This is a genomic window from Pelotomaculum propionicicum (genome assembly GCF_048984525.1).
In the GTDB taxonomy this organism is placed as follows: domain Bacteria; phylum Bacillota; class Desulfotomaculia; order Desulfotomaculales; family Pelotomaculaceae; genus Syntrophopropionicum; species Syntrophopropionicum propionicicum_A.
This window is the reverse complement of record NZ_JBMGJC010000007.1, coordinates 80,236-102,067: the sequence shown is the minus strand read 5'-3', so window position 1 is coordinate 102,067 and position 21,832 is coordinate 80,236. Positions and strand designations below refer to the sequence as shown.

Sequence of the window (21,832 nt, the reverse complement as noted above, 5' to 3'; positions counted from 1 at the left end):
GGACGGTTCTTCTGACACGATCGTGTCAGAAGAACCGTCCCCTTGACACGATCACGTTTCGAGAAGGGAGTACAGGCTCACTTTGAAATTCAAGTCGTCTTCAGGAGTTCTCTTCCTGGGTCCCCTGGTCCTGCCGCCGCTGCGCCGGAACTTTGCTTTCATTTCTCTCTCTTCCAGGAGAAAATCTATATTGTCTTCCCGGAAAATACGTCCGGTCGGGGACAAGGCTTTAGCTCCCTTACCCAGCGCCATTGCCGCCAGGCCCCAGTCCTGGGTGACGACGACATCTCCGCCGGCGGTCAGGTTAACTACCTGCATATCCGCCTCCTGGGGAGCGTTTCCCACCACCACGTGCCGGTCGGACTCGATCCGGTGGTTGAAGCTGGCTACTGTTATCAGGGGCACCGAAAACTCCTTCGCCGCCCGGCGGCAGATTTCCAACGCGTTCTTTGGTGTCGCGTCCGCGTCAACAATAATTTTCAAACTTGCTTCATCCCGTCATTCAAGCTTCATCTAAAGAGAGCCCATTTTCTCATTAAGCCTATTATAACAGTTTATTATACGCGTCTTTTGCGTTATATTGGATATAATTTAGAATTTGACTCCGGAGGAGATGCAATGCGGGTGAAACTATTTAAAATCATTTTAATTGTATTTCTATCAGCTTTTTTATTATATGCCCTGTTCCTTATCTGCGTTGCGGCCACCGGCTACAGGCCAAAAGGTGTTGAGGCGCTGGCTATAAAGGAAGGCAATGAAACGACCGGCAAATTGGAAAGAGAAGGGATGCAGGAATTAATCAGGAAAGAAACGGAGATGTCGGTTGCAACCTTTAATATAGGTTACTGCGGGCTGGACCGGGAGCAGGATTTTTTCATGGACGGGGGTAAAAATTCCCGTTCGGGCAGCCGTGAGCAGACCCTGGCCAACCTGGAGAATATAACAGATATTCTGGTTCATGAAGGGCTATCATTTGCCTTTTTGCAGGAGGTTGATATTAAATCCACAAGGAGCTTTCATGTAAACCAGAAAGACTTCATCAATAAAAAGCTTTCGGGATACAGCTCAGTTTTCGCTGCAAACTATAAAGTTTTGTGGGTGCCGGTCCCGCTTTCCAAACCCATGGGTTCTGTTTATTCCGGGCTGATCACGCTCTCCCGGTACAGCCCACGCTCCGCCGCCAGGTACCAGTACCCCGGCAGTGAAAAGTGGCCCAGGCGGATGTTTGACCTGGAAAGGTGCTTTATTGAATGCAGGCTGCCGGTTGAGGACGGCGGGGAACTGGTGCTTATAAATTCCCACCTTTCAGCTTTTGATGAAGGCGGCCTCATCAGGCAGGAGCAGCTTGCCTTTTTAAAGGAATATATAATTGAGGAATACAGGGATAAAGGAAATTATGTAATTGTCGGCGGTGACTGGAACCACGTGCTGCCGGGCACGGACCCCGGGCTTTTTGTGTCAGTCGAGGAGAAGCCGTTCTGGGTGCAGGAAATACCCGGTAACTTTACCCCGGAGGGTTTTATATGGGCGGTTGACGGGGGTGTGCCGACTGTCAGGTCCACCGCGTCGCCCTACCGGGAGAAGTACAGCTACCTCGCGGTAATAGACGGTTTTTTGGTTTCACCCAACGTTGAGGTTAAAAAGGTATACGGGCATGATTTGAATTTTAAAAACAGCGACCACAATCCTGTTTCCTTAATATTCTCGCTAAGTGTGGTGGGGGAGGAGGCTGAATATAGTTAAGCGGTAAACAACGTGTCATAAACATTATAAAAATTTTGAAAGGGGTAATGGCATGACAATCGAAGATCGTTACAGGCAAAGATACAAATCGGGGGATACCCCATGGGACATCGGCCAGGCAGATTTCAACCTTATTGAAGTTGTGACCGGTAAACCGATTGTTAGCTGCAAAACCCTGGATATCGGCTGCGGGACCGGAGACAACTCCATATGGCTTGCCCAGAACCGCTTTCAGGTTTTTGGCACGGATACCTCTGACGTTGCCCTGGAGAAGGCCAGGGAAAAAGCCTCAAAAGCCAACGTAGAATGTGAATTCATACTGGTTGACTTTATGAATAACCATGTTGAAGGGGCGCCTTTTGGTTTTGTATTTGACAGGGGCTGCTTTCACTCGTTCGGTGCTGGAGATGAACGAAAAAGGTTTGCCCAAAATATCGCCGCTCACCTGGAAGAAGGCGGCCTGTGGCTGACGATCGCCGGCAACGCTGACGAGAACCGCCGGAGCCCTGGCCCGCCTCAGTGGACTGCGGGAGATATAGTACTGGCGGTGGAGCCCTATTTTGAGATTCTTTCACTTAAAACCAGCCATTTCGGATCTAATAGTCAAAATCCGCCCAGGGCCTGGAGGTGCCTGATGAAGAAACGGCATGTTTAAAAACAAAAACCTGGCCAAAAATGATGGTCCGTTAAACAAATACCCCTGAGACATCAGCCTGCAGGGGTTTTCATTTATATATGTTTATATGTTTGTTTCAAATACCACCTATTTTTTCAGGGTTAACAAAAACTCGTCGCCGCGCGGCTCAACTGATATTTCCCATTTTTGGCTTTTGGCCAGTCGCGTTATATTATCCCGGGCGGCAACTATGTCAACCAGTACCTGAAAGGTACCCTGCCCCAAACGGTCTATTTCCCTTTTAGTTATTAAAACCGGCTCCGGGCATAAAAGACCTCTAGCATCCTTGACTTCCACTTGCAGACACCCCCTGTTTTACTGATAAACCTTTTATATTTAAGAAGCCCACTAAAAGAATTACAGCAAAACCTACCAGTACAGCAATCTGCCCGGGGGCGGTAACGCCCTTGGCACTTGCGGCCAGGCCGAAGTTATGGGCAAACGCGGCGCCGGCCAACAGGCCCAGCACCGTGACCGCTGAATCGCTGTTGCCTTCGGAAGCCGATACCAGCTGCCTTAAGGGGCAGCCGCCAAGCAGCGCGGAACCGAAACCGCCGAGCGCCATGCCGAGGAAGTTCCACAAACCGTCACTGTGCGCGATAGGTTGTCCCTGCAGGCCCAAGTGGAAACTTCCCAACGCCAGGTTGCCGATCAGGGTTGCAATTAAAATGGCGAAAAAACCGTACAGAAGGTAGAAGTCTCCGAACATAATTGAGTCACGTATTCCTCCGACAAAGCACAGCCGGGTGCGCTGCGCCAGGACGCCGAAGATCAGGCCGGCGGCTAAAGCTATAGCGACAGGAGCGTGCATGGAACCCGGTCCCTCCGCGCTGAAAAATATATAGGGCGGCCTGGCCAAAAGGAGGACCAAGAGACCGACCATAAGCAGCGGGAAGAAATAACCGCCGGATTTGTTTTGAGGGACCGCCCTGCCGAGGGAAAAGCCCTTGCGCAGGAAAGCAATTCCTAATAAAACTCCTGCTATAAGACCGACCAGACCCACTACGGCGTTCAGGTCCCCGGCTGCAATCCTTAAGACCATGCGCAGCGGGCAACCGAGAAATACCAGCAGGCCGATCATGACGAAAAAGCCCAGGACAAACCTTGTAAAAGTGCTGGATCCCCCCAGGGACCTGTACTCCCTGGTGAATAACGAGGTGAGAAAAGCGCCCAGCGCCAGGCCGATGATCTCAGGGCGTATGTACTGTACGACGTTTGCCCGGTGCAGTCCTACGCCTCCTGCGATGTCGCGCAGGAAGCAGGCAATGCAGATCCCCATGTTTTGCGGGTTGCCCAGCTTAACCAGCGCGAGTGCCATCACCGCGACTACTGCGCCGGTGATTACAATTAGTACATTTCTTTTCAACAAACCGACCTCCTTTTGAAATCTGTGACGAAAATTCAGTAATAAATTCTACCTGTTAATTATATATAATAATCACTCATAAGTGTCATTTGATTTTTTTATGTATATTTGAGTGGCTGATTAGGTAATTTTATTGCGAATTTGGTGGGGAGTGTGTTCTTTAAAAATATATGAACACCAGTATATTATTAACATAAAATGGAAGAAAAAAGGTGGGGGCAAAGATGTCCGATAAATTAACCGGTTGTTTTGTCAACGAACCTGTTTTGCTGGAAAGACCGGCTCCAGACTTCAGTGCCGAAGCATATTACAGGGGAGAAAGGATTAATGTCAGGCTTTCTGATTTTAGAAGAAGGTGGGTAGTACTGTTTTTTTATGCCACTGATTTTACATTTGTCTGACCAACAGAGTTGGCAGCCGTGGCTGAACGTTATAATAAATTTGTAAGGTTGGGTGTTGAAGTACTGGGAATAAGCACAGACAGTGTTTACGCCCATAAAATATTTGCGGAAATATCGCCCTCGGCTAAAAAAGTGCAGTACCCGTTGTTATCTGATCCTACTCATGAGATTTCAAAGTGTTATGGGGCATACAACCCGGAAACCGGTTTTGCCACACGCACAACTCTAATTGTTTCTCCCGATGGGCTCATAAAATATTTTTGCAAATACCCCGGGCCGGTTGGCCGTAATGTAAACGAGATAATTCGTGTCATTCAGGCACTGCATTTTACCGAGGCCACGGGATTAGGCGCTCCCGCCGGTTGGATGCCGGGTCAGCCCGGGATAAAGCGTGAATGGGAATTAGTCGGGAGGATTTAAACGGGATAAAAAGGGTGATGAAAAAGTGCGGCAAGGGAAAAGTCCCTTGCCGCACTTTTGTGCATACTAGTTTGAGTTGTTTTGCAGGCACACTCCGGTCCCGCGGCCGTTGCCGGCACAGACGCCCTGAGCGCCGCAGTTAGCCTGGCCGTTTCCCGGGCCTTTGCCCATTCCTGCTCCCGCAGCTGCACCGGCAGCTTTATTGCCTCTGCCGCCGTTGCCGGAGCCGTTCGTCCCAACGTCGGTGCGGTTGAGGTTTTCCTTCACCCGCTCAGTCATCAACTGCTTGTGCTGGTCGGCCTGCTCCTGTGTTATTTTGCCGTCACTGACCATCTGGTCGATTTGAGCGCTGCGCTGGCCTATCACGTAGTCCACCAGCTCCTGCTCGCTTACGCCCTGTTCAGACGCGATCTGCACCATTGATTTGCCTGATTGGCGCTCAGCCTTCAAATCTTCCTGGCTGATACCCAGGAACTCCGCCAAATTCGCCGACATGCCGCCGAAATTCCTGCCCATCTTAAGGCAATAGCCCAGTCCGGCCTTTCCGCCGGACTGGTTTCCGGCTGCAAATGCTTTTACTGCCGGGACCCCGACCAGAAGTACCCCACCCAGCAAAGCCAGGACAACTGCCGATGCCAGCCAATTTTTAATCTTCATGTCCTAAAACCTCCTTTTTGAGGCTAGTATAACAATAGAATTTTAAAATCTTATAGAAAAATTGTTAAGAAATTATCAAGATTTAAAGAGAAAGGCGTGACAAGCAGCCACGCCTTTCTAAGAAAAATTTTCGGTTATGTTTAATGCCCGTGGCCGTGCCCGTGATGGTGCCCGCCACAGCTGCACCCGGCATTGCCGGTAACCAGATTGCCGTTCAAAAAGTCTTTGGCGACCTGTTCCGCATCACCGGATGCGCCTGTAAGCACTCCAAAACCTGCCTGTTGCAGCGCCTGTGCCATGGGTCTTCCGATCCCGCCCGCGATCACAACGTTCGCACCCTCGGCCTTGAGCAGGAGAGCCAACCCGCCGTGATTGTGCTGCGTTTCATTGGTAATAATTTTTTTACCTGTTATATTACCTTTTTCCGAGTCAAAGACAATAAATTCACGGCTGGTCCCGAAGTGTGGATTTAATTTCCCATCTAAATGCGGCATTGCAATTTTCATATAAATGTACCTCCTGGATGTTTTAAGTATCGATTCTCTGCCAATCGCTTCCGTAACAAAGCGGGCACAAGGTCCTCCTGCGGCAGATGGTTCCTTCCCACTGATGGCCGCAGCTGACGCACTTCAGCTTATACTGGGCCAGCTTGAAGTTGCCGCCCTCAACCCTCAAAGCTTCACCGTTGACAAGGGCGCGGGCTATCTTTTGCCGGGCAGAGGCCAGTATCCGGTGAAATGTAGGCCTGGACACAGACATCTTTTCGGCACAGGCCTCATGTTCGATCCCTGTCAGGTCCCTCAGGCGGATAGCCTCAAGCTCCTCTACCGAGAGAATCACCTCGGAAAGCTCCGTCATGGGGACGCCCGCCGGTTTGAAATAAGTGTAACCGGGAAGCTGTTCTACTCTCCTGCATTTTGAGGGTCTGGGCATAGCAAACCTCCTATCAGTAGCTTCGAAATATGAAACATGTTTCATAAAACATAATAACCATTTAATTGCCGGGAGTCAATAAAATTCATTGTTTGGGAGTTCAGTAAAGAGGCTGTTCTTATATCTTCAAAACTGCCCTGATTATAGAACGTTTATCGGTTTGGATCAACGTTATACTCCCCAGGAACGAAATATTTAATTATTCTAAATTTCTCTCAGCCGTCACCGGGGCTCATGAATTCCCTCCTCACAGGTTGACCTTTCTAATCTTTTTTCTCCAGTTCTTTAATTCGGTTTTTTATCTGTTCAATGGCGTTTTCCATGTTTTCGGCCTGCTCCTTGAGAAAGCACATCTCCTGCTCGCCATTAAGCGGGGGCGCGTAAACCGGCGCCACCGGCGCGGCGTCCGGATCCCAACGGGACCACCTGGACACTCCGGCAGCCCGAAACCAGTGCCGCCGGCCCCTGCCGCCGCCCCGGCAAAAGCTCTGGTCAGATCTCGCCCCGGGACCAACATAGCTCATGCAGTAGCCGCCGCCGCGACCTGTCATAGGCCCGGCGCCCAGCGGGCCCGTTCCGTTGAAAGTTGGCATAATTTGATTCCTCCTTTCCTGATTTCCAGTAATAATGTTCTTTTTAAGGCACTAACAGGCTGGAGATATTATGGGCGAACAGGATCTTTCCCGGGGTTTTGACATCTTCCCGGGCTTTGCTCCCTCCCCGGGCCTTGCTTCTGTCCTTGGGCCTGGCCGTTTCCCTGTCCTTGTCCCCGGCCCTGGCCAACTCCGCACAGACCTTTGCGCCTGCTTATACCCGGACCTTTACCTGCAGGACCGGTTCCGTCTCCCCTGGGCATCTTCATACCTCCTTATTAAATTTTGTATAATAGCTGCGTTGTTACTTTTTATGGTCATTGTTTCATAATGATTATAACTCTCTTTATGAACCAGTGTCAATATTAGCATGTCTCAAGATTATAAAGTATATTGATTATAACTGGCAATTAGCCTATAATATTTTTGAACAATTGCTCATTAATTAAATGTGATACGAAATAACAGGTAAAACAATTTCCATAAAAAGGCCGTATATAACGGGGGGGCAGATGTGTTAGATTTTAAATAGTTAGTATAGGGGGGTTGATATATGTTGAATTGCGCCAAGTGCGGCTCTCATCCATGTTATAAGGGCAATTTGGATAACCTGCCGGCAAACTGCCCGATGAAATCTTATGGTGAAATATACGAAGGTGCCGCGGTTGTTTACCGTGAATCTGCCGGCAGCATGGCCTGCATCGCGGCCCGCGTAGAGGCCGGAGGCTACGGGGTCTGGCCGAGGATCCGCGAAATCATGGAGTTTTCCCGGCTGGCCGGCTTCAACAAGCTGGGCCTGGCCTTCTGCGTGGGACTGCGCAATGAAGCCCGTGAAGTTAACAGGATATTTGAAAGCAACGGCTTTACGGTAGCCTCGGTGATGTGCAAAACCGGGTGCAGGCCCAAAGAAGAGCTGGGGCTGCGCGATGATGAAAAAGTGCGGCCGGGCCAGCTTGAGGCCATGTGCAACCCCGTGGCGCAGGCCCTGCTTTTAAATAAAGAACAGACCGATTTGAACATTCTCCTCGGTCTGTGCGTGGGCCATGACACTATTTTTATCAAGCACTCGGATGCCCCGATCACTGTCTTGGCTGTAAAAGACAGGGCTACCGGGCACAACCCGCTGGCAGCGGTTTACGCCGGCCATTATTTCCAGTCAAAAGTAAACCTAAAATAGTTGTGTTACTGACTAAACAGCTGTTTAATTATTTCATATAAGCTTTCTTCCAGGGAAACTTTGAAAGCTCTTTGTAATCTTTGACGGCTGCCGCCAGGGTTTCCGCCGCCAGTTCGGCACAGTGCACGTGGTCTTCAGGCAGCCCGTCGAGGGCCCTTAGAATCGCGTCCCGGTCGATTTTCATGGCCTCTTCAACCGTACAGTCTGTGGCCAGGACGGTGGTGATGCTGCCGCAGGCTATAGAAGCGCCGCACCCGTCGGTCCAAAAGGTGACCCTGGTAATCCGGTCATTTTTAACGCTCAGCCATAAGCCCAGTGTATCACCGCATTCACCGGTACCCTGGGCAAAGCCGTCACATTGTGGAATATTGCCCACGTTGCGTGGGTTTCTGGCGTGGTCGATTACGGTTTCATTGTATTCCCCCTGCATGTTCAGTATAAATTCCTTTTCAACTTTTTCGTCCATAGCTGTCATTCTCCTTATATGTTTGATTATTATATCAGCAGTCTTAAATTTTTTCTTTTGCCGCCTCTTTTAACCGACTCCTTTGATTGACCGGCCGAATCTTCCTTACCTGCTCACGATATAGAACCTGCCTTTTATTTCAATAAAGCCGGATCGCTTTATGAACAGTGTTTCATAATAATAATACAACCAGTCACTGACATGTGTCAAAAAAAAATTGGAGGTTGTTTTCCGAATCATAAAAGACGGATGTTGATGAATAGGAAAAACATGACTGGTATTCAACAAATCACTGCGGTATATAGCCCAGCCTCATTTAGCTGTTACAGGATCTCAAGTAACAGCTTTATTTTTTCTGCGCGTTAATGTAATGTATAATTAATGAATCTTTATAAAGGCGGGTGAGTCTGTTGCCGGCCAACCTTACACCCCAGTACTACGAGGCTGAGGAAGCTTTTAAAAAGGCTGTTTCCGTTGAGGAAAAGATCGCGGCGCTGGAGGAAATGCTGGCGGTTATTCCAAAACACAAGGGAACTGAAAAGATGCAGGCCGACCTGAAAAAGCGGCTTTCCAAGTTCAGGCAGGAGGGGATGAAGAAGGCCAAAACCAGCCGTGCCGACCCGTTCAACATCGAGCGGCAGGGAGCCGGCCAGGTTGCGCTGTTTGGCTTCCCCAACACGGGCAAGTCGTCCTTTCTGACCGCCATGACCAGGGCTCAGCCTAAAGTTGCTGATTACCCTTTCACTACCACTGTACCCCTGGCCGGGATGATGCCTTTTGAGGATATATTCATCCAGCTGGTCGACACCCCTCCCGTGACGGAAGAGATTATACCGGTGGGGCTGTCGGGTACCCTGCGCAACGCTGACATACTGCTGGTCCTGGTAGACGCCGCCAGCGACGACTGCCTGGAACAGCTTGAGTTTTGCCTGAACTACATGAAAGAAAAGAAGATTGTGCGTGAAGATACAGCGCCCGGCGTGCGGGGTGTGTCTCCTGAAAAGGTGCTGGTGCTGGCTTCCAAGGCCGACCTGCCGGGGAGCGCCGACAACATGCAGATTATTAAGGAACTCGGACCTGGTGATATTGATCTGATTCCGGTTTCCAACAAAACCGGCCAGGGGCTGGAGGACCTCAGGGTAAAGATTTTTCAGACGCTCGGGGTGATCAGGGTCTACACAAAAATACCGGGCAGGGACCCCGATATGAAAACACCGTTTATCCTCAAGCGCGGCAGCACGGTCCTGGACCTGGCAGAGACCATTCACCGGGATTTGCCCAGGCTTATGAAAAATGCCAGGGTCTGGGGATCCGCCCGCTACGACGGGCAGTCGGTGATGCGTGACTACGTGATCAGCGACCGGGATATCGTGGAGATAAGCCAGTAACAGCCTCATTTGAGACGTGAGAAATGAGACGTGGGACGTGCAATGAGACGTGAGGATGAATGACAGATCCTAAAGGTCTATATAAACCCTAAAGGAGAATGCATGGATCACAGGACTCACGTCCCACGACCCAAGCAGTAGGAGCGTGTCAGGGAACGGTTTGCCGAGCGTGTCTTGGGGACGGTTTTGTTGACACGATTTCTATTATTAAATCTTGAGACAAAAGCGTGTCAACAGAACTGTCCTCATGACACGCTCGAGAGAAAAAGCCTCTTAGAAAGAACTGTCCTCTTGACACGGTCCATTGAGACGTTAGACGTCAAGGGACTGTTCCTCTGCCGCACTTGTGATTCAATAGTATGTTTATTGTTTTGGCCGGGGCTGTTTTGGCGGCTTGGGCGTTTTTACTTTATTGTGTTTCGGCAGGTCTTCCAGGTAGAACGGCAGCACGGAAACCGCCACGTTTCGCTTGTTGAACAGGGCCCTGCCAATAAATACGCTGGTGTTGTTATGCAGCAGCATCTCCCACCTGTTCGAAACGATAAACTGGGGCAGGAGCACTGTAATCATATCACCGGGCTGCGACGAGTGCTCTTCGGAATCTATGTACTCGATTAACGGCTCAACCACCTCACGGTAGGGTGACTGCTTGATAACCAGGGTAATGTCGGTATTGAGCATGCCCCATTTCCTCCTCAGCTTGTCGGCCTCCCCTTCATATGTCTCCACATGGAACACCTCGACATTGGGGGTGAGGCTCCTCGCGTACCGGAGGGCCTGGATTACAAGGCCGTTGATACTGGTGATGGGGACGATAAAGTGGTGGTTGTACCTGGCCTCGAAGCTGATCTGGTCCAGAGTGTCATTGGGTACGTCCAGCTGTTTGGCGACTGAATTATAATGTTTTTTTATTCTCATCATTAACATTACGATCAACGGTATGATGACGAGGACTATCCAGGCGCCGGCTGTAAATTTTTCAGCCGCGATGATAATCGTGGTTATTGAAGTGATTACAGCCCCGATGCCGTTAATGCATGCCTTAACCCGCCACCTCTCGGGCTTGTATTTAAACCAGCGCATCAGCATGCCGAACTGGGCGAGGGTAAAGGAAGTGAACACGCCCACCGCGTACAGTGGGATGAGCAGGTGGGTGTCTCCCTGAAATATTATCACCAGCAGTATCGCCATCAGGCCCAGGAATACTATGCCGTTGGAGAAATTCAGCCTGTGGCCGCGCAGTGCCAGCTGCCTGGGGGCGTAGCCGTCCTGGGCTATTATGGAAAGCAGGATCGGGAAACCTGCAAAGGCTGTGTTGGCGGCCATGGCCAGAATAACGGTCGTTGTGGCCTGGATTAAGTAAAAAGCAGTTCCCCTGCCAAACACAGCCGCGGCTATTTGCGCAATTACAGTCTGCTGGGCGTTGGGGACGGGGTGGTATATGCCGGTGAGGTAAACAATACCACCGAAGGTGATCAGGACAGATGCTGCAAGCAGCATGTAAGCCAGCTTGGCGTTCCTCTTAGATGGTTCTTTAAAGTTCGGCGCCGCGTCGCTGATGGCTTCCACTCCTGTCACGGCGGCGCAACCGGAAGCAAAGGCCCGCAATATAATAAATAAAGCCACGGCCTGGGTGCCCAAGGACACGTCCGTGATAACAGTTTCAGCTATATTAACGCTGCCGCCGCTGGTGTGCTTAATTATACCAGCAGCGATTAAGGCGACTATGGCAACCATAAAGGCGTATGTGGGTATACTGAACCATCTCGAAGATTCCCTGACTCCCCGCAGGTTGCCGATAACCATCAGCGCGATAATTGCAATGGATATCACTACCCGGTGTGGATACAACAGAGGGATGGCCGACGTTATCGCCGCAGTGCCGGCGCTTATGCTCACGGCAACGGTTAAAGTATAGTCGACTGAAAGAGAAGCCCCGACGATCAGGCCATAAATAGTCTTTAAATTGTCTTTTGCGACAATGTAAGCCCCGCCCCCGCCCGGATAGGCATCAACAATCTGCTGGTATGATACGGTCAGGACCAGCAGGAGGAAGATGATGGCTGCAGATACTTTCGGTATCCATAGATAAGTCAGAAGCCCGATGGCTGGGATCAGAGCCCACAGCATTTCATCCACGGCATAAGCCACCGAGGATATGGCGTCGCTGGCCAGGATTGGCATTCCCCAAAACACGCCGAACTTTTCATGCATCAGCTGGCTGGTGGCTAACTTCGCCCCCAGTATCTTATGCGATATCCGGCCAAACATATAAACCGCCCCTTAAAATCGACGATTCAATAAAACTTTATACATTTTAGCAAACTTTATGAAATAAGAAAAGATTTTCTTTAAAACATGTTGAAAATACACAATTACAGTTATTTGTTATCCATAATATTAATAAAAATACTGAGGATGAACGATAAATTTTAAAAAGCAGTCATATCATAATGCTGATTTATCATCTAAGAAATGCCCTGATTATTTTAGGAGCCGTATCGCTGGCGGCTCCTAAAATAATAGCGGCTTTGTTGAGCGGATTATATTAGCCAAAAGTCCTATTAAAGCCGGATCAGTCCCAAAAATTTTAGGACTTATGGTTAATTAACTGCGGAAAATGTCGATAGGGTAAACAGCAGTATTTTTTACCCCGGAGAGTTTTCCTGCCAACATGGAAACGGAGGCTTCGGATGCTGGTAAAAGTTAAGAAAAGGGTTATAAAGTTTGAAAAATCTATCCCGTTTCTTAGAATTTTTTCCGCTCTGTTTGTAACAATATTAGCTGCTTCATTTCACAAAATCAGGCCCGATGTATTAATAATAATCGCGGCCTATTTGTTGTCCGCGTACCTGGAGCTGGCCTGCGCGGATTTTATGAAAAACAATATATCGAAGTACAATTACTATAATGTCTCCCTTGACCTTGCTTTTATCACAGGCGTGGTGCTGATTACAGGGGGGAGCGCGAGCGCCTGCTGGCCGTTTTACATGGCGGTGGCCGTTGCCTTTGCTTTCAATAAGAAGGACTATTCCGGCCTGGTGGCCTCGTTGATGAGCGTTGTTTTTTACCTGTCGGCGATTTATTACAGCGAGGGCTCCTTGAAGGACGTGCCCCTGGACTTTATCGCGGCCCTGTTTCTTGTGACCCCTTTAATAACATTTTTGATATACAGGGATAAACAGGCAGCATTCAGGATTACCACGGTCGACACGCTGACCAAGGCCTATAATCTCGGGTATTTCCGGGAGTGCCTTGACCGTGCGGTAAAAAATCATGAGAGCACCGGGGAACCGGTGTCGCTTTTGTTTATTGACGTTGATAATTTTAAAACCGTTAACGACACATACGGCCACATGCGCGGGGACCAGGTCCTCAAAGCGGTGGGGCAGGCCATATTGCTGGCAATAAGAAAACAGGATATGGTTTTTCGTTACGGCGGGGACGAGTTTGCCGTCATACTGCACAATTCATCCAGAGAAGAAGCGCTGCGGGTAGCGGAGCGTATCAGCAAGAATGTCAATCGCTCGGTGGACGGCATGACCACCTTTATGAAAGTTACCGTGTCTGTGGGTGTCGCTGTGCTGGATGAAGATTTAACGGACAATAAGATGCTGCTGGAAGCCGCCGATAAAGCTCTTTACGAGGCGAAAAAGCAGGGCAAGAACAGGGTGGCGATATACTCAGATACCAAACCGGACAGGCTGAAAAATCCACTGAGAAAATAGCTGTTTTTTCAATGAATGCCCTGTGATATTTCACGGGGCATTATCATTTTGGGACGAGATATAAATTAAAAGGATATTTTTATTAAATATGTAATAATATAACTGACAAGGCGCATATTTTCTTATGGACCAGTAATTTTCAGTTCAGTTCAGCCAGTCAGGGAGGAAAGTATAAAAGCGGGATATGCTGGTTAGCATAGACAACAAAAGGGGTGGCAGACAAAAACCACCCTTTTGGACTGCAGCTTTAAAACAATTATGAATATTTTTTTAACTTTGTTTTCAAAAATAAAAGAAGGATTTTTCCGCTATTAGAAGAACCTTCTTCTGATGCATGTTTTTTAAACTTTTTTTTTGTAAAGGAGATGGCCATGGAGGCAATTTATTACGGAGCCCAATTTTTCATTACTATATATTATTTTTACTTTTTCGTTGTCTCTTTATTTGGGTTTTACCGCAAGCACAAAGATGATTTGTTACCCCCCGCTTCCCGTTTTGCTATTGTCGTAGCCGCCCATAATGAAGAAAAAGTTATCGGTGAATTGATCAGGAACCTGCAGGACCTGGATTATCCCAAAGAGCTGTATGATGTTTACGTTGTGGCCGACAACTGCAGTGACAGCACTGCGTTAATCGCTACAGAAAAAGGCGCCACGGTAATTGAGCGGTTCAACCAGGTCGATAAGGGCAAAGGCTACGCCCTGGAATATGCGTTTAATATAATCTTTAACCTGGGTATTCCCTACGACGCTGTTTGCGTCTTTGACGCGGACAACCTGGTGGCCAAAGACTTCCTGTCAATAATGAACGGCCACCTGCTGAAGGGAGAAAAAATCATCCAGGGTTACCTTGATACTAAGAACGCGCATGACACCTGGATTACAAAATCAATCTACATCAGCTACATACTGACCAACCGCTTCTGGCAGCTTTCCAAGTACAATTTGGGCCTTACCTGCGCGCTGGGCGGCACCGGCATGTGCCTTTCGGTGGAAATGCTCAAAAAGTACGGCTGGGGCATGACTTCCCTGACCGAGGACCTGGAATTCCAGACCAAGGCGCTGATGAATAATATTAAAGTGTGTTGGGCGCACGACGCCAAGGTTTACGACGAGAAACCCCTGAGCCTGATGCAGTCCTGGCGCCAGCGCAAGCGCTGGATGCAGGGCCACACCAACGTGGCCGGGCGGTATGTGGGCAAGCTGATCGTGGAAGGAATCCGCACTAAGAACTTTGCCATGATTGACGGGGCGATGTACCTGATCCAGCCGTTTTTCCTGATGTTCACCGGCCTGGGCCTGATAGGCAACCTGTTTATGTACGAGCAGGTCTATGACAAGCCTGCCATCGCGATTGTGAGCTTTTGCTCCCAGTTCTTATATTTCGGGATAGGGCTGGTCCTGGAAAAAGTCAAGCTGAAAGCATACTGGTGGCTGTTTTTCTACCCGATTTTCGCCCTTACCTGGATACCGGTTGCTTTTATCGGGTTTGCCATGAGAAAAAACAAAGTCTGGTCTCACACCCTGCATATCCGCAACATCAAGCACGAAAACCTGCACCTGTACATTCCCAGCAAGGTCGACGACAGGCGCGCAAGCTGATCCAACTCCAAACACAATAAAAACCCCCGTCAGGGGGTTTTATACTTTATACAGATCAATATCATTCAAAGTCCATGGTGTTTAAACCAGCTGCTCTATTGAGACGTGAGCAATGAGACGTAAGAATGCCCTAAAGGAATACAGTAAATACCCACGACTCACGACTCATATCCCACGACCCAGATGGGGTTTATTTTATTGCGCCGGCCATAAAAGCAACGTAGTCGTTGACCGGATTAGCAAACAGATTCTGGGTGGTCCCTTGCTGTATTATTTTCCCGGCCTCCAGCACTGTTACCCGGTTGGCCAGGGCCGGGATCTCATGCGGATCGTGAGTAACGATCAAGGTGCTTATTTTCATGGCCTTGATAATACCGCAGAACTCGTTGAGAAGTGCCTTTTTAGTTGGGTAGTCCAGGGCGGCAAAAGGCTCGTCCAGAAAAAGCACCTCCGGTTCCAAAACAAGGGCTCTGGCCAGGCTTACTCTCTGGGCTTCGCCCCCGGAGAGAAAGCGGGTGGAACTGCGGGCTAAAGAATCGACCCCGAGTCTTGCCAGCCATTCCATCACCGGTTTGTCGACCTCCGATTTTTTATGGCCCCTGAGGAGGAGCCCGGAGGCAACATTATTGTAAACAGTTGTGTCCAGCAGAAGCGGCTCTTGAAAAACCACGGCCATCCTTCTCCGCAGGCGCAGCATATTTTGCGGCGTGATTTCTTCACCCTGGATAAAAACTTTTCCTGAATCAGGCCTCTGCAAGAGAGCCAGTATCTGGACCAGGGTGCTTTTACCCGAGCCGTTTATCCCGATCAGGGCCATGATTTCGCCCTTTTCCAGGCGAAAGCTTTCCACGTCCAGTATCTGTCTATTGCCCCTTTTAAACTTGATGTCTCTGGCCAGCACGGCACAGGCGTCCATTATCTAGTCCCCCGCAACATTTTAATTATGAAAAAACAAAACAGCCGTTCGTAAAGGGCTGCCTGGCGTGAAATATACACCTTAAGCCCTCCTTTCCACAATGGGAGGCGCCGCGGTTTCCCGGGCACCCTGCCGTCCCGCTGCCATGGCCGGGGCCTTCAGGCAAAACGGGCTCGGAGAGAATATATTTATTATTCAATATTAATTAGCTGATTTCCTTCAATATTAATAAAGCTTTTGCTTATGCATTTCATAAATTTATTATTTCCGAAAAAAAGGACGGGCAGTGTGACATTTTTTGCTTGACTTGACATGTTTACGCCTGTTATCATATGAACCAAGTAATATATTTAGAAACTATGAAGTGGAAAAGTAGTTGGGAAACAGCTTTACAGGGAGAAAGCGCCGTGACTGGAAGCGCCTTCACTGCACGACCCACCGAAGTTCTCCACCGAGTTTCCGGGCTGAAACCAGGTTGGCAAGTAGGCCCGGCCGGAGTCTTCCGCCGTTAAAAGGAAGGGGGTATAAGGAATTATTCCCGTACCCTGCCGCAAGAGGACTTCTTTTGAAGTCAAATAGGGTGGTACCGCGAAACGTGCTTTTCGTCCCTAAGGGGCGAAAAGTTTTTTGTTTTTATACCACCTGCGCAGGTATGGATTTCCCGTACCTTTTAAAGAGGGTTAATTATTAACCAAACGGGGTGGTACCGCGGAAAGCCGCAGCTTTCGTCCCCACGAAGGCTGTGGTTTATTGTTTTTCAGGGGTGGAAAATATTGTGCGCGCGGGAGGTGAGCAGCTTTCTTTACTGATCATAATAAAAACGGCATTAGTCTGCCGGATTCATCATTAAATAGAACCAGGGGGGAAAGAGTGTTGAAAAAGAAGAGTATTTTAACCGGTATTATAGCCGTCATTGTCGCGGCGGGTTTGCTTTTGAGCGGCTGCGCCGGCAGTAAAGACGCTGCGCAAACCAGCACCGGCAAGGAACCTTATAAAATAGGCGCGGTAATTGATATCAGCGGGCCCTCTTCATCACTGGGCGTACCTGAGAAAAACACGCTGCAGATGCTGGCCGACAAGGTCAACGCGGCCGGCGGGATCAACGGGCACCCGCTGCAGCTGACAATTCTGGACAACAAGAGCGATGAGACCGAAGCTGTCCTGGCAGTTAAAAAGCTGATCGACCAGGAGAAAGTTTTAGCCGTGCTGGGCTGCAGTTCCAGCGGCCCTTCCATGTCGATGATCGACACGGTGCAGAAAGAAAAAGTGCCGATGATATCCCTAGCGGCTTCCAGTCAAATAGTGGAGCCTGTCCAGCAAAGGCAGTGGGTATTTAAAACAGCCCAGAGCGATATCGTTACCATTAAAAAACTGATGAGCTACCTGAAAGAAAAAGGCCTTACCAACGTTGCGTTCCTGTATATGAACAACGCATACGGGGACGGCGGACGGATCGCTTTTACCACGGCGGCGCAGTCCAACGGAGTGAAGATTGTGGCTGAAGAAAAATTCGAGGCCACAGACAAGGATATGACCCCGCAGCTGACCAAAGTTAAAACCAGCGGGGCGCAGGCAGTGGTAGTATGGGCGATCCCTCCGTCCGCCTCGATTATTACGAAGAACTTCAAGGACCTGAACATGGGGATACCCCTTCTGCACAGCCATGGTGTCGGCAACCAGAACTTTATCGACCTGGCCCAGGGAGCTGCTGACGGCGTGATCCTGCCCATCGGCAAGCTGATCGTGGCGGACCAGATCCCGGACAGCGACCCGCAGAAGAAAGTCTTAAATACTTACATTGAAGAGTACAGCAAGAAATACAACTCGCAGCCCAACTCTTTCGGCGGTTACGCCTGGGATGGATTCTACCTGCTGGTGGACGCCATTGAAAAGGCCGGAGCGGACCGGGCGGCCATCCGCGACGCGCTGGAAAAAACCCAGGGTTTCAGCGGCGTCTCCGGCGTGTTCAACCTTTCGGCCGGTGACCACAACGGCCTGAACGAGGATTCCATGGTAATGGTGCAGGTAGAAAACGGCAAGTGGAAACTTCTAAAATAAATTAGTATTCTGGAAAAAAATAAGAATAAGTAAATATTTCAAGCCTGACCCCAATGGAGGTGAACAAATTGGATTTATCCTCCCAGCTCCTGCAGCTTTTATTCTCCGGTTTGACCCTGGGCAGCATCTATTCCCTTATCGCGCTGGCCCTGGTGACTACCTTTAATATCACGGGTGTCCTCAACCTCGCCCAGGGTGAGTTTGTGGCGCTGGGAGCCCTGCTGGCCGCGAGCCTGTACGCGGCCGGCCTGCCGCTGGCAGCAGCGTTCCTGGTTTCAGTCGCCCTGGTAGCAGCCCTCGGCGCGCTGGCCGAACGCGCGGTCATTTATCCGGCGCGCGAGTCCAGCGCCCTGACCCTGATCATCATCACCGTCGGCCTTTCAATTTCCCTGCGCGGGCTGGCCCTGCTGGTCTGGGGCACCGAACCCGTATCCCTGCCGGCTTTCTCCAGCGGAGGGCCGCTGCTGGCCGGAGGGGCGGCTGTCAACCTGCAGACCCTGTGGATACTGGGCATGACGGCGGTTACCATGGCCGGGCTGTATATATTTTTTGAACTGACTTATACCGGGAAAGCGGTGCGGGCCTGTGTTATTAACCGCACCGCGGCCCTGCTGGTCGGCATTAACCCCAGTTCCATGTCGCTGCTGGCTTTCGCTGGCAGCGGGGCGATAGGCGCGGCGGCAGGCATATTTATAACTCCAATTACACTGGCCACTTACGATATGGGTTTTATGCTCGGGGTAAAAGGATTCGTGGCGGCCGCCATCGGCGGTATGCATAATATACGCGGGGCCGTCCTGGGCGGCTTCATCCTCGGTATCCTGGAAGTATACAGCGCCGGGCTGGTATCGTCCGGTTTAAAAGACGCGTTGGCACTGGTCGTGCTGCTGGCGGTGCTGATGCTGAGGCCGGAAGGCCTGCTGGCGGCGGCCGGGCGAAAAGTGTGACTTGAGACGTGGGAAATGAGACGTGAGACGTGTAGGTGCGGCTTCAGCCGCACATTGGTCGGCTGAAGCCGACCCTACAACGAAAAGGATCTTTAAATGAGGAATGCCCGGATCCCCACGTCACACGACACACGACTAAATTGGCTCACGTCCCACGATCCAGGCAGCGGGAGCGTGTCTAGGGGACGGTTTTTATGACACGCTTACAAATTATAAATCAAGAGAGCAAAGCGTGTCAGAAGAACTGTCCTCTTGACACGGTCCATTAAGACAGCAAGGAGATTCCAAATGATGAAAAAGATTGCCTTATGGGCTGCCCTGGTCCTGGCGTTTGCAGTGTTGCCATTATTCATAAAGAGCAATTACCTGCTGGGAGTCCTCATTGTAATTGGTCTTTATACAATAATCGTAATCGGACTGGGTATCCTCATGGGCTACGCCGGGCAGGTCTCATTCGGGCACGCCGCTTTTTTCGGAATGGGGAGCTATACGGTGGCGGTCCTGACCACTGCCTGCCACTGGCCGACGATCCCGGCTCTTATCGCCGCCTTAATACTGCCGGGGCTGGTGGCGGCGATCATCGGCGGGCCGACACTAAAGCTAAAAGAACTATATCTCGCCCTGGCCACCCTGGCCTTCGGCATCCTGGTCCATATCCTCTTTAACGAGTTGAAAGACATCACCGGGGGGCCTTCGGGAATGACCGGCATACCCTATCTTTCCGTGGGGGGGCTTGTCTTTGACCGGGATATAAAATTTTATTACCTGGTCTGGGCGGCTGTGCTCCTGGTGTCACTGAGCGTGCACAACCTGATCCATTCCCGCATGGGCAGGGCGATGAGGGCTGTAAGAGAAAGCGAGCACGCCTCTGAAACGTCCGGTATCGATACTGCCGGTCTAAAGCTGCAGGCTTTCGTTTTCAGCGCGGTTTTGGCCGGTTTGGCCGGGGGGCTGTACGCTTTTTACGTAACCTTTGTGAGCCCGTCGCCCTTTGGCTTCCATACCTCCGTCCAGTTCGTGCTGATGGCGGTGGTGGGCGGCCTGGGCACATTCTGGGGACCCCTCCTGGGAGCGGGGCTGGTAGTTATCCTGGGAGAAGTCCTGCGCTGGGCGGTACCGCTGGTAATACCCGGGGCGGGAGGAGAGTACCAGATTATTTTCTTTGGAATTATCCTGATGCTGGTGATGATTATTAAACCCGAGGGCTTGAGCGCGATTATGGACCTGCTCAGAAAGCCCGGGGTGGAGGAGGTCCGGTAAATGCTTTTGGAAATTAACGGTCTTACCAAACATTTCGGCGGAGTGGCGGCTGTTAAAGATATCAGCTTCAGTGTCGGGGAGGGTGAAATCTTCGCCCTGATCGGCCCCAACGGAGCTGGTAAAACCACTGTTTTCAACATGATTACCGGGATGCTCGCCCCGGACGACGGCGCCATGGTTTTTATGGGAAAGCCGCTGGCCGGCATGAAACCCCACCGCATTGCGGCTATGGGTTTGAGCAGGACCTTTCAAAACCTCCAGCTTTTCGGCAAGATGTCGGTACTGGAAAATGTAATGGCCGGCGCCCACCTGCGGGGCAAAACCGGGTTTTTAAAGTCCCTCGCCCGCTGGCCCGGTTCTGTCGCTGAGAATAAAAGGATAGAACGGGACTCGCTCAGGCTGCTGGAAGAAGTGGGGCTGGATGACCAGGCCGGGTTGTATGCCGCGGCGCTTCCCTTCGGGCAGCAGCGCCTGCTGGAAATAGCCCGCTCCATGGCCTCCAACCCGCGGTTGGTGCTGCTGGATGAGCCGGCGGCAGGCCTCAACAGCACTGAGACAAAAACCCTGGCCGGATATCTGAAGCACCTGAGGGAGCAGGGCAAATCAATGGTGCTGGTTGAACACGACATGGAAACTGTGATGGCCGTGGCCGACCGGGTTATGGTCTTGAACTTTGGCGAAAAAATAGGCGAGGGGACGCCGGAAGCAATCCAGGCAGACCCGAAAGTAATAAAAGCATACCTGGGGGAGGATGATCAAGTTGCTTGAAATAAAATGCCTGGAAGTATGCCACGGGTGGGTTCAGGCACTGCGCGGCCTGTCGCTCAATGTGTACGAGGGCGAAATGCTGGCGGTGCTGGGTTCAAACGGCGCCGGGAAAAGCACCCTGCTCGGCGCGCTGGCAGGACTGTACAAGATCAAAAACGGAGACATCCTGCTGGACGGGAAATCCCTTTCCGGCAAGTCACCCCACCACATGGTAAAAAAGGGTATCAGCCTGGTGCCTGAGCGCAGGGAAATTTTTAATACCCTCACAGTTATGGATAATCTTTTACTGGGAGCATATCACCGCTACCGTTCTGAAAAGAATGAGGTTATAATAGACGTTGAGAATATACTGGACCTGTTTCCGGCTCTCAAGGGCAGGGAAAACCACCCTGCCGGGACACTCTCCGGCGGCCTGCAGCAGATGCTGGCGATAGGGCGCGGGCTGATGGCGCGTCCCAGGCTTCTTCTTCTTGACGAACCATCAGTGGGGTTGGCCCCCCTGGTAGTGCGTGAAATAATGTCCACCCTGGCGGAATTGAAAAAGACCGGGGTGACGATTATTCTTGTGGAACAGAACACAGCCGCGGCTCTTAAAGTTGCTGATCGCGCCCTGGTGATGGAGCGCGGCAGCATAGTTTTGAGCGGCTGTTCGCGGGAAATGATGGGGGATTCAAGGGTACAGCAGGCCTACCTGGGCCGCACGAGAGCCGTGCAGCCCGCGGCGGCTCTTTAAG

The 21,832-nt window shown here is 50.7% G+C and carries 23 protein-coding genes, 1 riboswitch and 1 other annotated feature; of the genes, 12 read left to right on the top strand and 11 right to left on the bottom strand.

Annotated features, from left to right (window positions below; translation table 11 throughout):
• Positions 1–51: 51 nt before the first annotated feature.
• Positions 52–483, bottom strand: coding sequence for a YaiI/YqxD family protein (locus tag ACOBQJ_RS09275; RefSeq protein ID WP_421071474.1), 432 nt, complete (start codon positions 481–483; stop codon positions 52–54).
• Between the two features lie 135 nt (positions 484–618).
• Between ACOBQJ_RS09275 and ACOBQJ_RS09270 the strand changes: the two genes are divergently transcribed.
• Together ACOBQJ_RS09270 and ACOBQJ_RS09265 are read left to right on the top strand one after the other, a co-directional pair.
• Positions 619–1,743, top strand: coding sequence for an endonuclease/exonuclease/phosphatase family protein (locus tag ACOBQJ_RS09270; protein WP_421071473.1), 1,125 nt, complete (start codon positions 619–621; stop codon positions 1,741–1,743).
• 52 nt (positions 1,744–1,795) lie between these two features.
• Positions 1,796–2,398, top strand: a complete 603-nt coding sequence (locus tag ACOBQJ_RS09265) for a class I SAM-dependent methyltransferase (protein ID WP_421071472.1) — start codon at positions 1,796–1,798, stop codon at positions 2,396–2,398.
• Positions 2,399–2,506: 108 nt separating this feature from the next.
• Here ACOBQJ_RS09265 and ACOBQJ_RS09260 read toward each other — a convergent pair whose 3' ends face one another.
• Positions 2,507–2,716 (bottom strand): sulfurtransferase TusA family protein, encoded by a 210-nt coding sequence (locus tag ACOBQJ_RS09260; protein ID WP_421071471.1) that lies wholly within the window; start codon positions 2,714–2,716, stop codon positions 2,507–2,509.
• Positions 2,697–3,785 carry a YedE family putative selenium transporter gene (gene yedE, locus ACOBQJ_RS09255; protein WP_421071470.1) on the bottom strand — a complete coding sequence of 363 codons (1,089 nt, stop codon included), beginning with the start codon at positions 3,783–3,785 and terminating at the stop codon, positions 2,697–2,699. Before yedE ends, ACOBQJ_RS09260 begins: the two co-directional genes overlap by 20 nt.
• A 224-nt stretch (positions 3,786–4,009) precedes the next feature.
• On the opposite strand from yedE, the gene ACOBQJ_RS09250 reads away from it, so the two are divergent.
• Positions 4,010–4,606 (top strand): peroxiredoxin, encoded by a 597-nt coding sequence (locus ACOBQJ_RS09250; RefSeq protein WP_421071469.1) that lies wholly within the window; start codon positions 4,010–4,012, stop codon positions 4,604–4,606.
• Between the two features lie 66 nt (positions 4,607–4,672).
• Here ACOBQJ_RS09250 and ACOBQJ_RS09245 read toward each other — a convergent pair whose 3' ends face one another.
• The 5 genes from ACOBQJ_RS09245 to ACOBQJ_RS09225 form a co-directional block, all read right to left on the bottom strand.
• Positions 4,673–5,263 carry a hypothetical protein gene (locus ACOBQJ_RS09245; protein ID WP_421071468.1) on the bottom strand — a complete coding sequence of 197 codons (591 nt, stop codon included), beginning with the start codon at positions 5,261–5,263 and terminating at the stop codon, positions 4,673–4,675.
• Between the two features lie 140 nt (positions 5,264–5,403).
• Complete coding sequence (locus tag ACOBQJ_RS09240; protein ID WP_421071467.1) at positions 5,404–5,769, bottom strand: NifB/NifX family molybdenum-iron cluster-binding protein; 366 nt, start codon at positions 5,767–5,769, stop codon at positions 5,404–5,406.
• A 22-nt stretch (positions 5,770–5,791) separates the two neighbouring features.
• The gene (locus ACOBQJ_RS09235; RefSeq protein WP_421071466.1) at positions 5,792–6,196 is read right to left on the bottom strand and encodes a DUF134 domain-containing protein; all 405 of its coding nucleotides are present in this window, start codon (positions 6,194–6,196) and stop codon (positions 5,792–5,794) included.
• 263 nt (positions 6,197–6,459) lie between these two features.
• Positions 6,460–6,789 (bottom strand): DUF5320 domain-containing protein, encoded by a 330-nt coding sequence (locus tag ACOBQJ_RS09230; RefSeq protein ID WP_421071465.1) that lies wholly within the window; start codon positions 6,787–6,789, stop codon positions 6,460–6,462.
• A 43-nt stretch (positions 6,790–6,832) separates the two neighbouring features.
• Complete coding sequence (locus tag ACOBQJ_RS09225) at positions 6,833–6,979, bottom strand: hypothetical protein (RefSeq protein ID WP_421071464.1); 147 nt, start codon at positions 6,977–6,979, stop codon at positions 6,833–6,835.
• Positions 6,980–7,342: 363 nt separating this feature from the next.
• Here ACOBQJ_RS09225 and ACOBQJ_RS09220 point away from each other — a divergent pair, with 363 nt between their 5' ends.
• Entirely contained in the window at positions 7,343–7,966 is a 624-nt protein-coding gene (locus tag ACOBQJ_RS09220; RefSeq protein ID WP_421071463.1) for a DUF1847 domain-containing protein, read from the top strand.
• A gap of 28 nt (positions 7,967–7,994) precedes the next feature.
• Here the strand turns inward: ACOBQJ_RS09220 and ACOBQJ_RS09215 are convergent, their stop codons facing one another.
• Positions 7,995–8,432, bottom strand: a complete 438-nt coding sequence (locus ACOBQJ_RS09215) for an iron-sulfur cluster assembly scaffold protein (protein WP_421071462.1) — start codon at positions 8,430–8,432, stop codon at positions 7,995–7,997.
• A gap of 410 nt (positions 8,433–8,842) precedes the next feature.
• Here ACOBQJ_RS09215 and ACOBQJ_RS09210 point away from each other — a divergent pair, with 410 nt between their 5' ends.
• On the top strand, positions 8,843–9,820 hold the full coding sequence (locus ACOBQJ_RS09210) for a GTPase (RefSeq protein ID WP_421071461.1): 978 nt from the start codon (positions 8,843–8,845) through the stop codon (positions 9,818–9,820).
• 363 nt (positions 9,821–10,183) lie between these two features.
• On the opposite strand, the gene ACOBQJ_RS09205 is transcribed toward ACOBQJ_RS09210, so the two are convergent.
• Positions 10,184–12,091 carry an APC family permease gene (locus ACOBQJ_RS09205; RefSeq protein WP_421071460.1) on the bottom strand — a complete coding sequence of 636 codons (1,908 nt, stop codon included), beginning with the start codon at positions 12,089–12,091 and terminating at the stop codon, positions 10,184–10,186.
• A 422-nt stretch (positions 12,092–12,513) separates the two neighbouring features.
• Between ACOBQJ_RS09205 and ACOBQJ_RS09200 the strand changes: the two genes are divergently transcribed.
• A complete protein-coding gene (locus tag ACOBQJ_RS09200; RefSeq protein ID WP_421071459.1) occupies positions 12,514–13,548 on the top strand; it encodes a GGDEF domain-containing protein in 1,035 nt (344 codons plus the stop codon).
• 371 nt (positions 13,549–13,919) lie between these two features.
• The gene (locus ACOBQJ_RS09195; protein WP_421071458.1) at positions 13,920–15,149 is read left to right on the top strand and encodes a glycosyltransferase family 2 protein; all 1,230 of its coding nucleotides are present in this window, start codon (positions 13,920–13,922) and stop codon (positions 15,147–15,149) included.
• A gap of 190 nt (positions 15,150–15,339) precedes the next feature.
• Here the strand turns inward: ACOBQJ_RS09195 and ACOBQJ_RS09190 are convergent, their stop codons facing one another.
• Positions 15,340–16,065: an ABC transporter ATP-binding protein gene (locus ACOBQJ_RS09190; protein WP_421071457.1), complete on the bottom strand. Its 726-nt coding sequence runs from the start codon at positions 16,063–16,065 to the stop codon at positions 15,340–15,342.
• A gap of 72 nt (positions 16,066–16,137) precedes the next feature.
• Positions 16,138–16,256, bottom strand: a riboswitch (molybdenum cofactor riboswitch).
• Between the two features lie 159 nt (positions 16,257–16,415).
• Positions 16,416–16,678: a binding site (T-box leader), on the top strand.
• 260 nt (positions 16,679–16,938) lie between these two features.
• Between ACOBQJ_RS09190 and ACOBQJ_RS09185 the strand changes: the two genes are divergently transcribed.
• The 5 genes from ACOBQJ_RS09185 (at position 16,939) to ACOBQJ_RS09165 (ending at position 21,831) form a co-directional block, all read left to right on the top strand.
• Positions 16,939–18,123, top strand: coding sequence for an ABC transporter substrate-binding protein (locus tag ACOBQJ_RS09185; RefSeq protein ID WP_421071600.1), 1,185 nt, complete (start codon positions 16,939–16,941; stop codon positions 18,121–18,123).
• A gap of 68 nt (positions 18,124–18,191) precedes the next feature.
• On the top strand, positions 18,192–19,070 hold the full coding sequence (locus tag ACOBQJ_RS09180; RefSeq protein WP_421071456.1) for a branched-chain amino acid ABC transporter permease: 879 nt from the start codon (positions 18,192–18,194) through the stop codon (positions 19,068–19,070).
• 288 nt (positions 19,071–19,358) lie between these two features.
• The gene (locus ACOBQJ_RS09175) at positions 19,359–20,330 is read left to right on the top strand and encodes a branched-chain amino acid ABC transporter permease (protein ID WP_421071455.1); all 972 of its coding nucleotides are present in this window, start codon (positions 19,359–19,361) and stop codon (positions 20,328–20,330) included.
• Positions 20,331–21,098: an ABC transporter ATP-binding protein gene (locus tag ACOBQJ_RS09170; RefSeq protein ID WP_421071454.1), complete on the top strand. Its 768-nt coding sequence runs from the start codon at positions 20,331–20,333 to the stop codon at positions 21,096–21,098.
• Entirely contained in the window at positions 21,091–21,831 is a 741-nt protein-coding gene (locus tag ACOBQJ_RS09165) for an ABC transporter ATP-binding protein (RefSeq protein ID WP_421071453.1), read from the top strand. The genes ACOBQJ_RS09170 and ACOBQJ_RS09165 overlap by 8 nt, the downstream gene beginning before the upstream one ends.
• The last annotated feature ends 1 nt before the right edge of the window (position 21,832 follow it).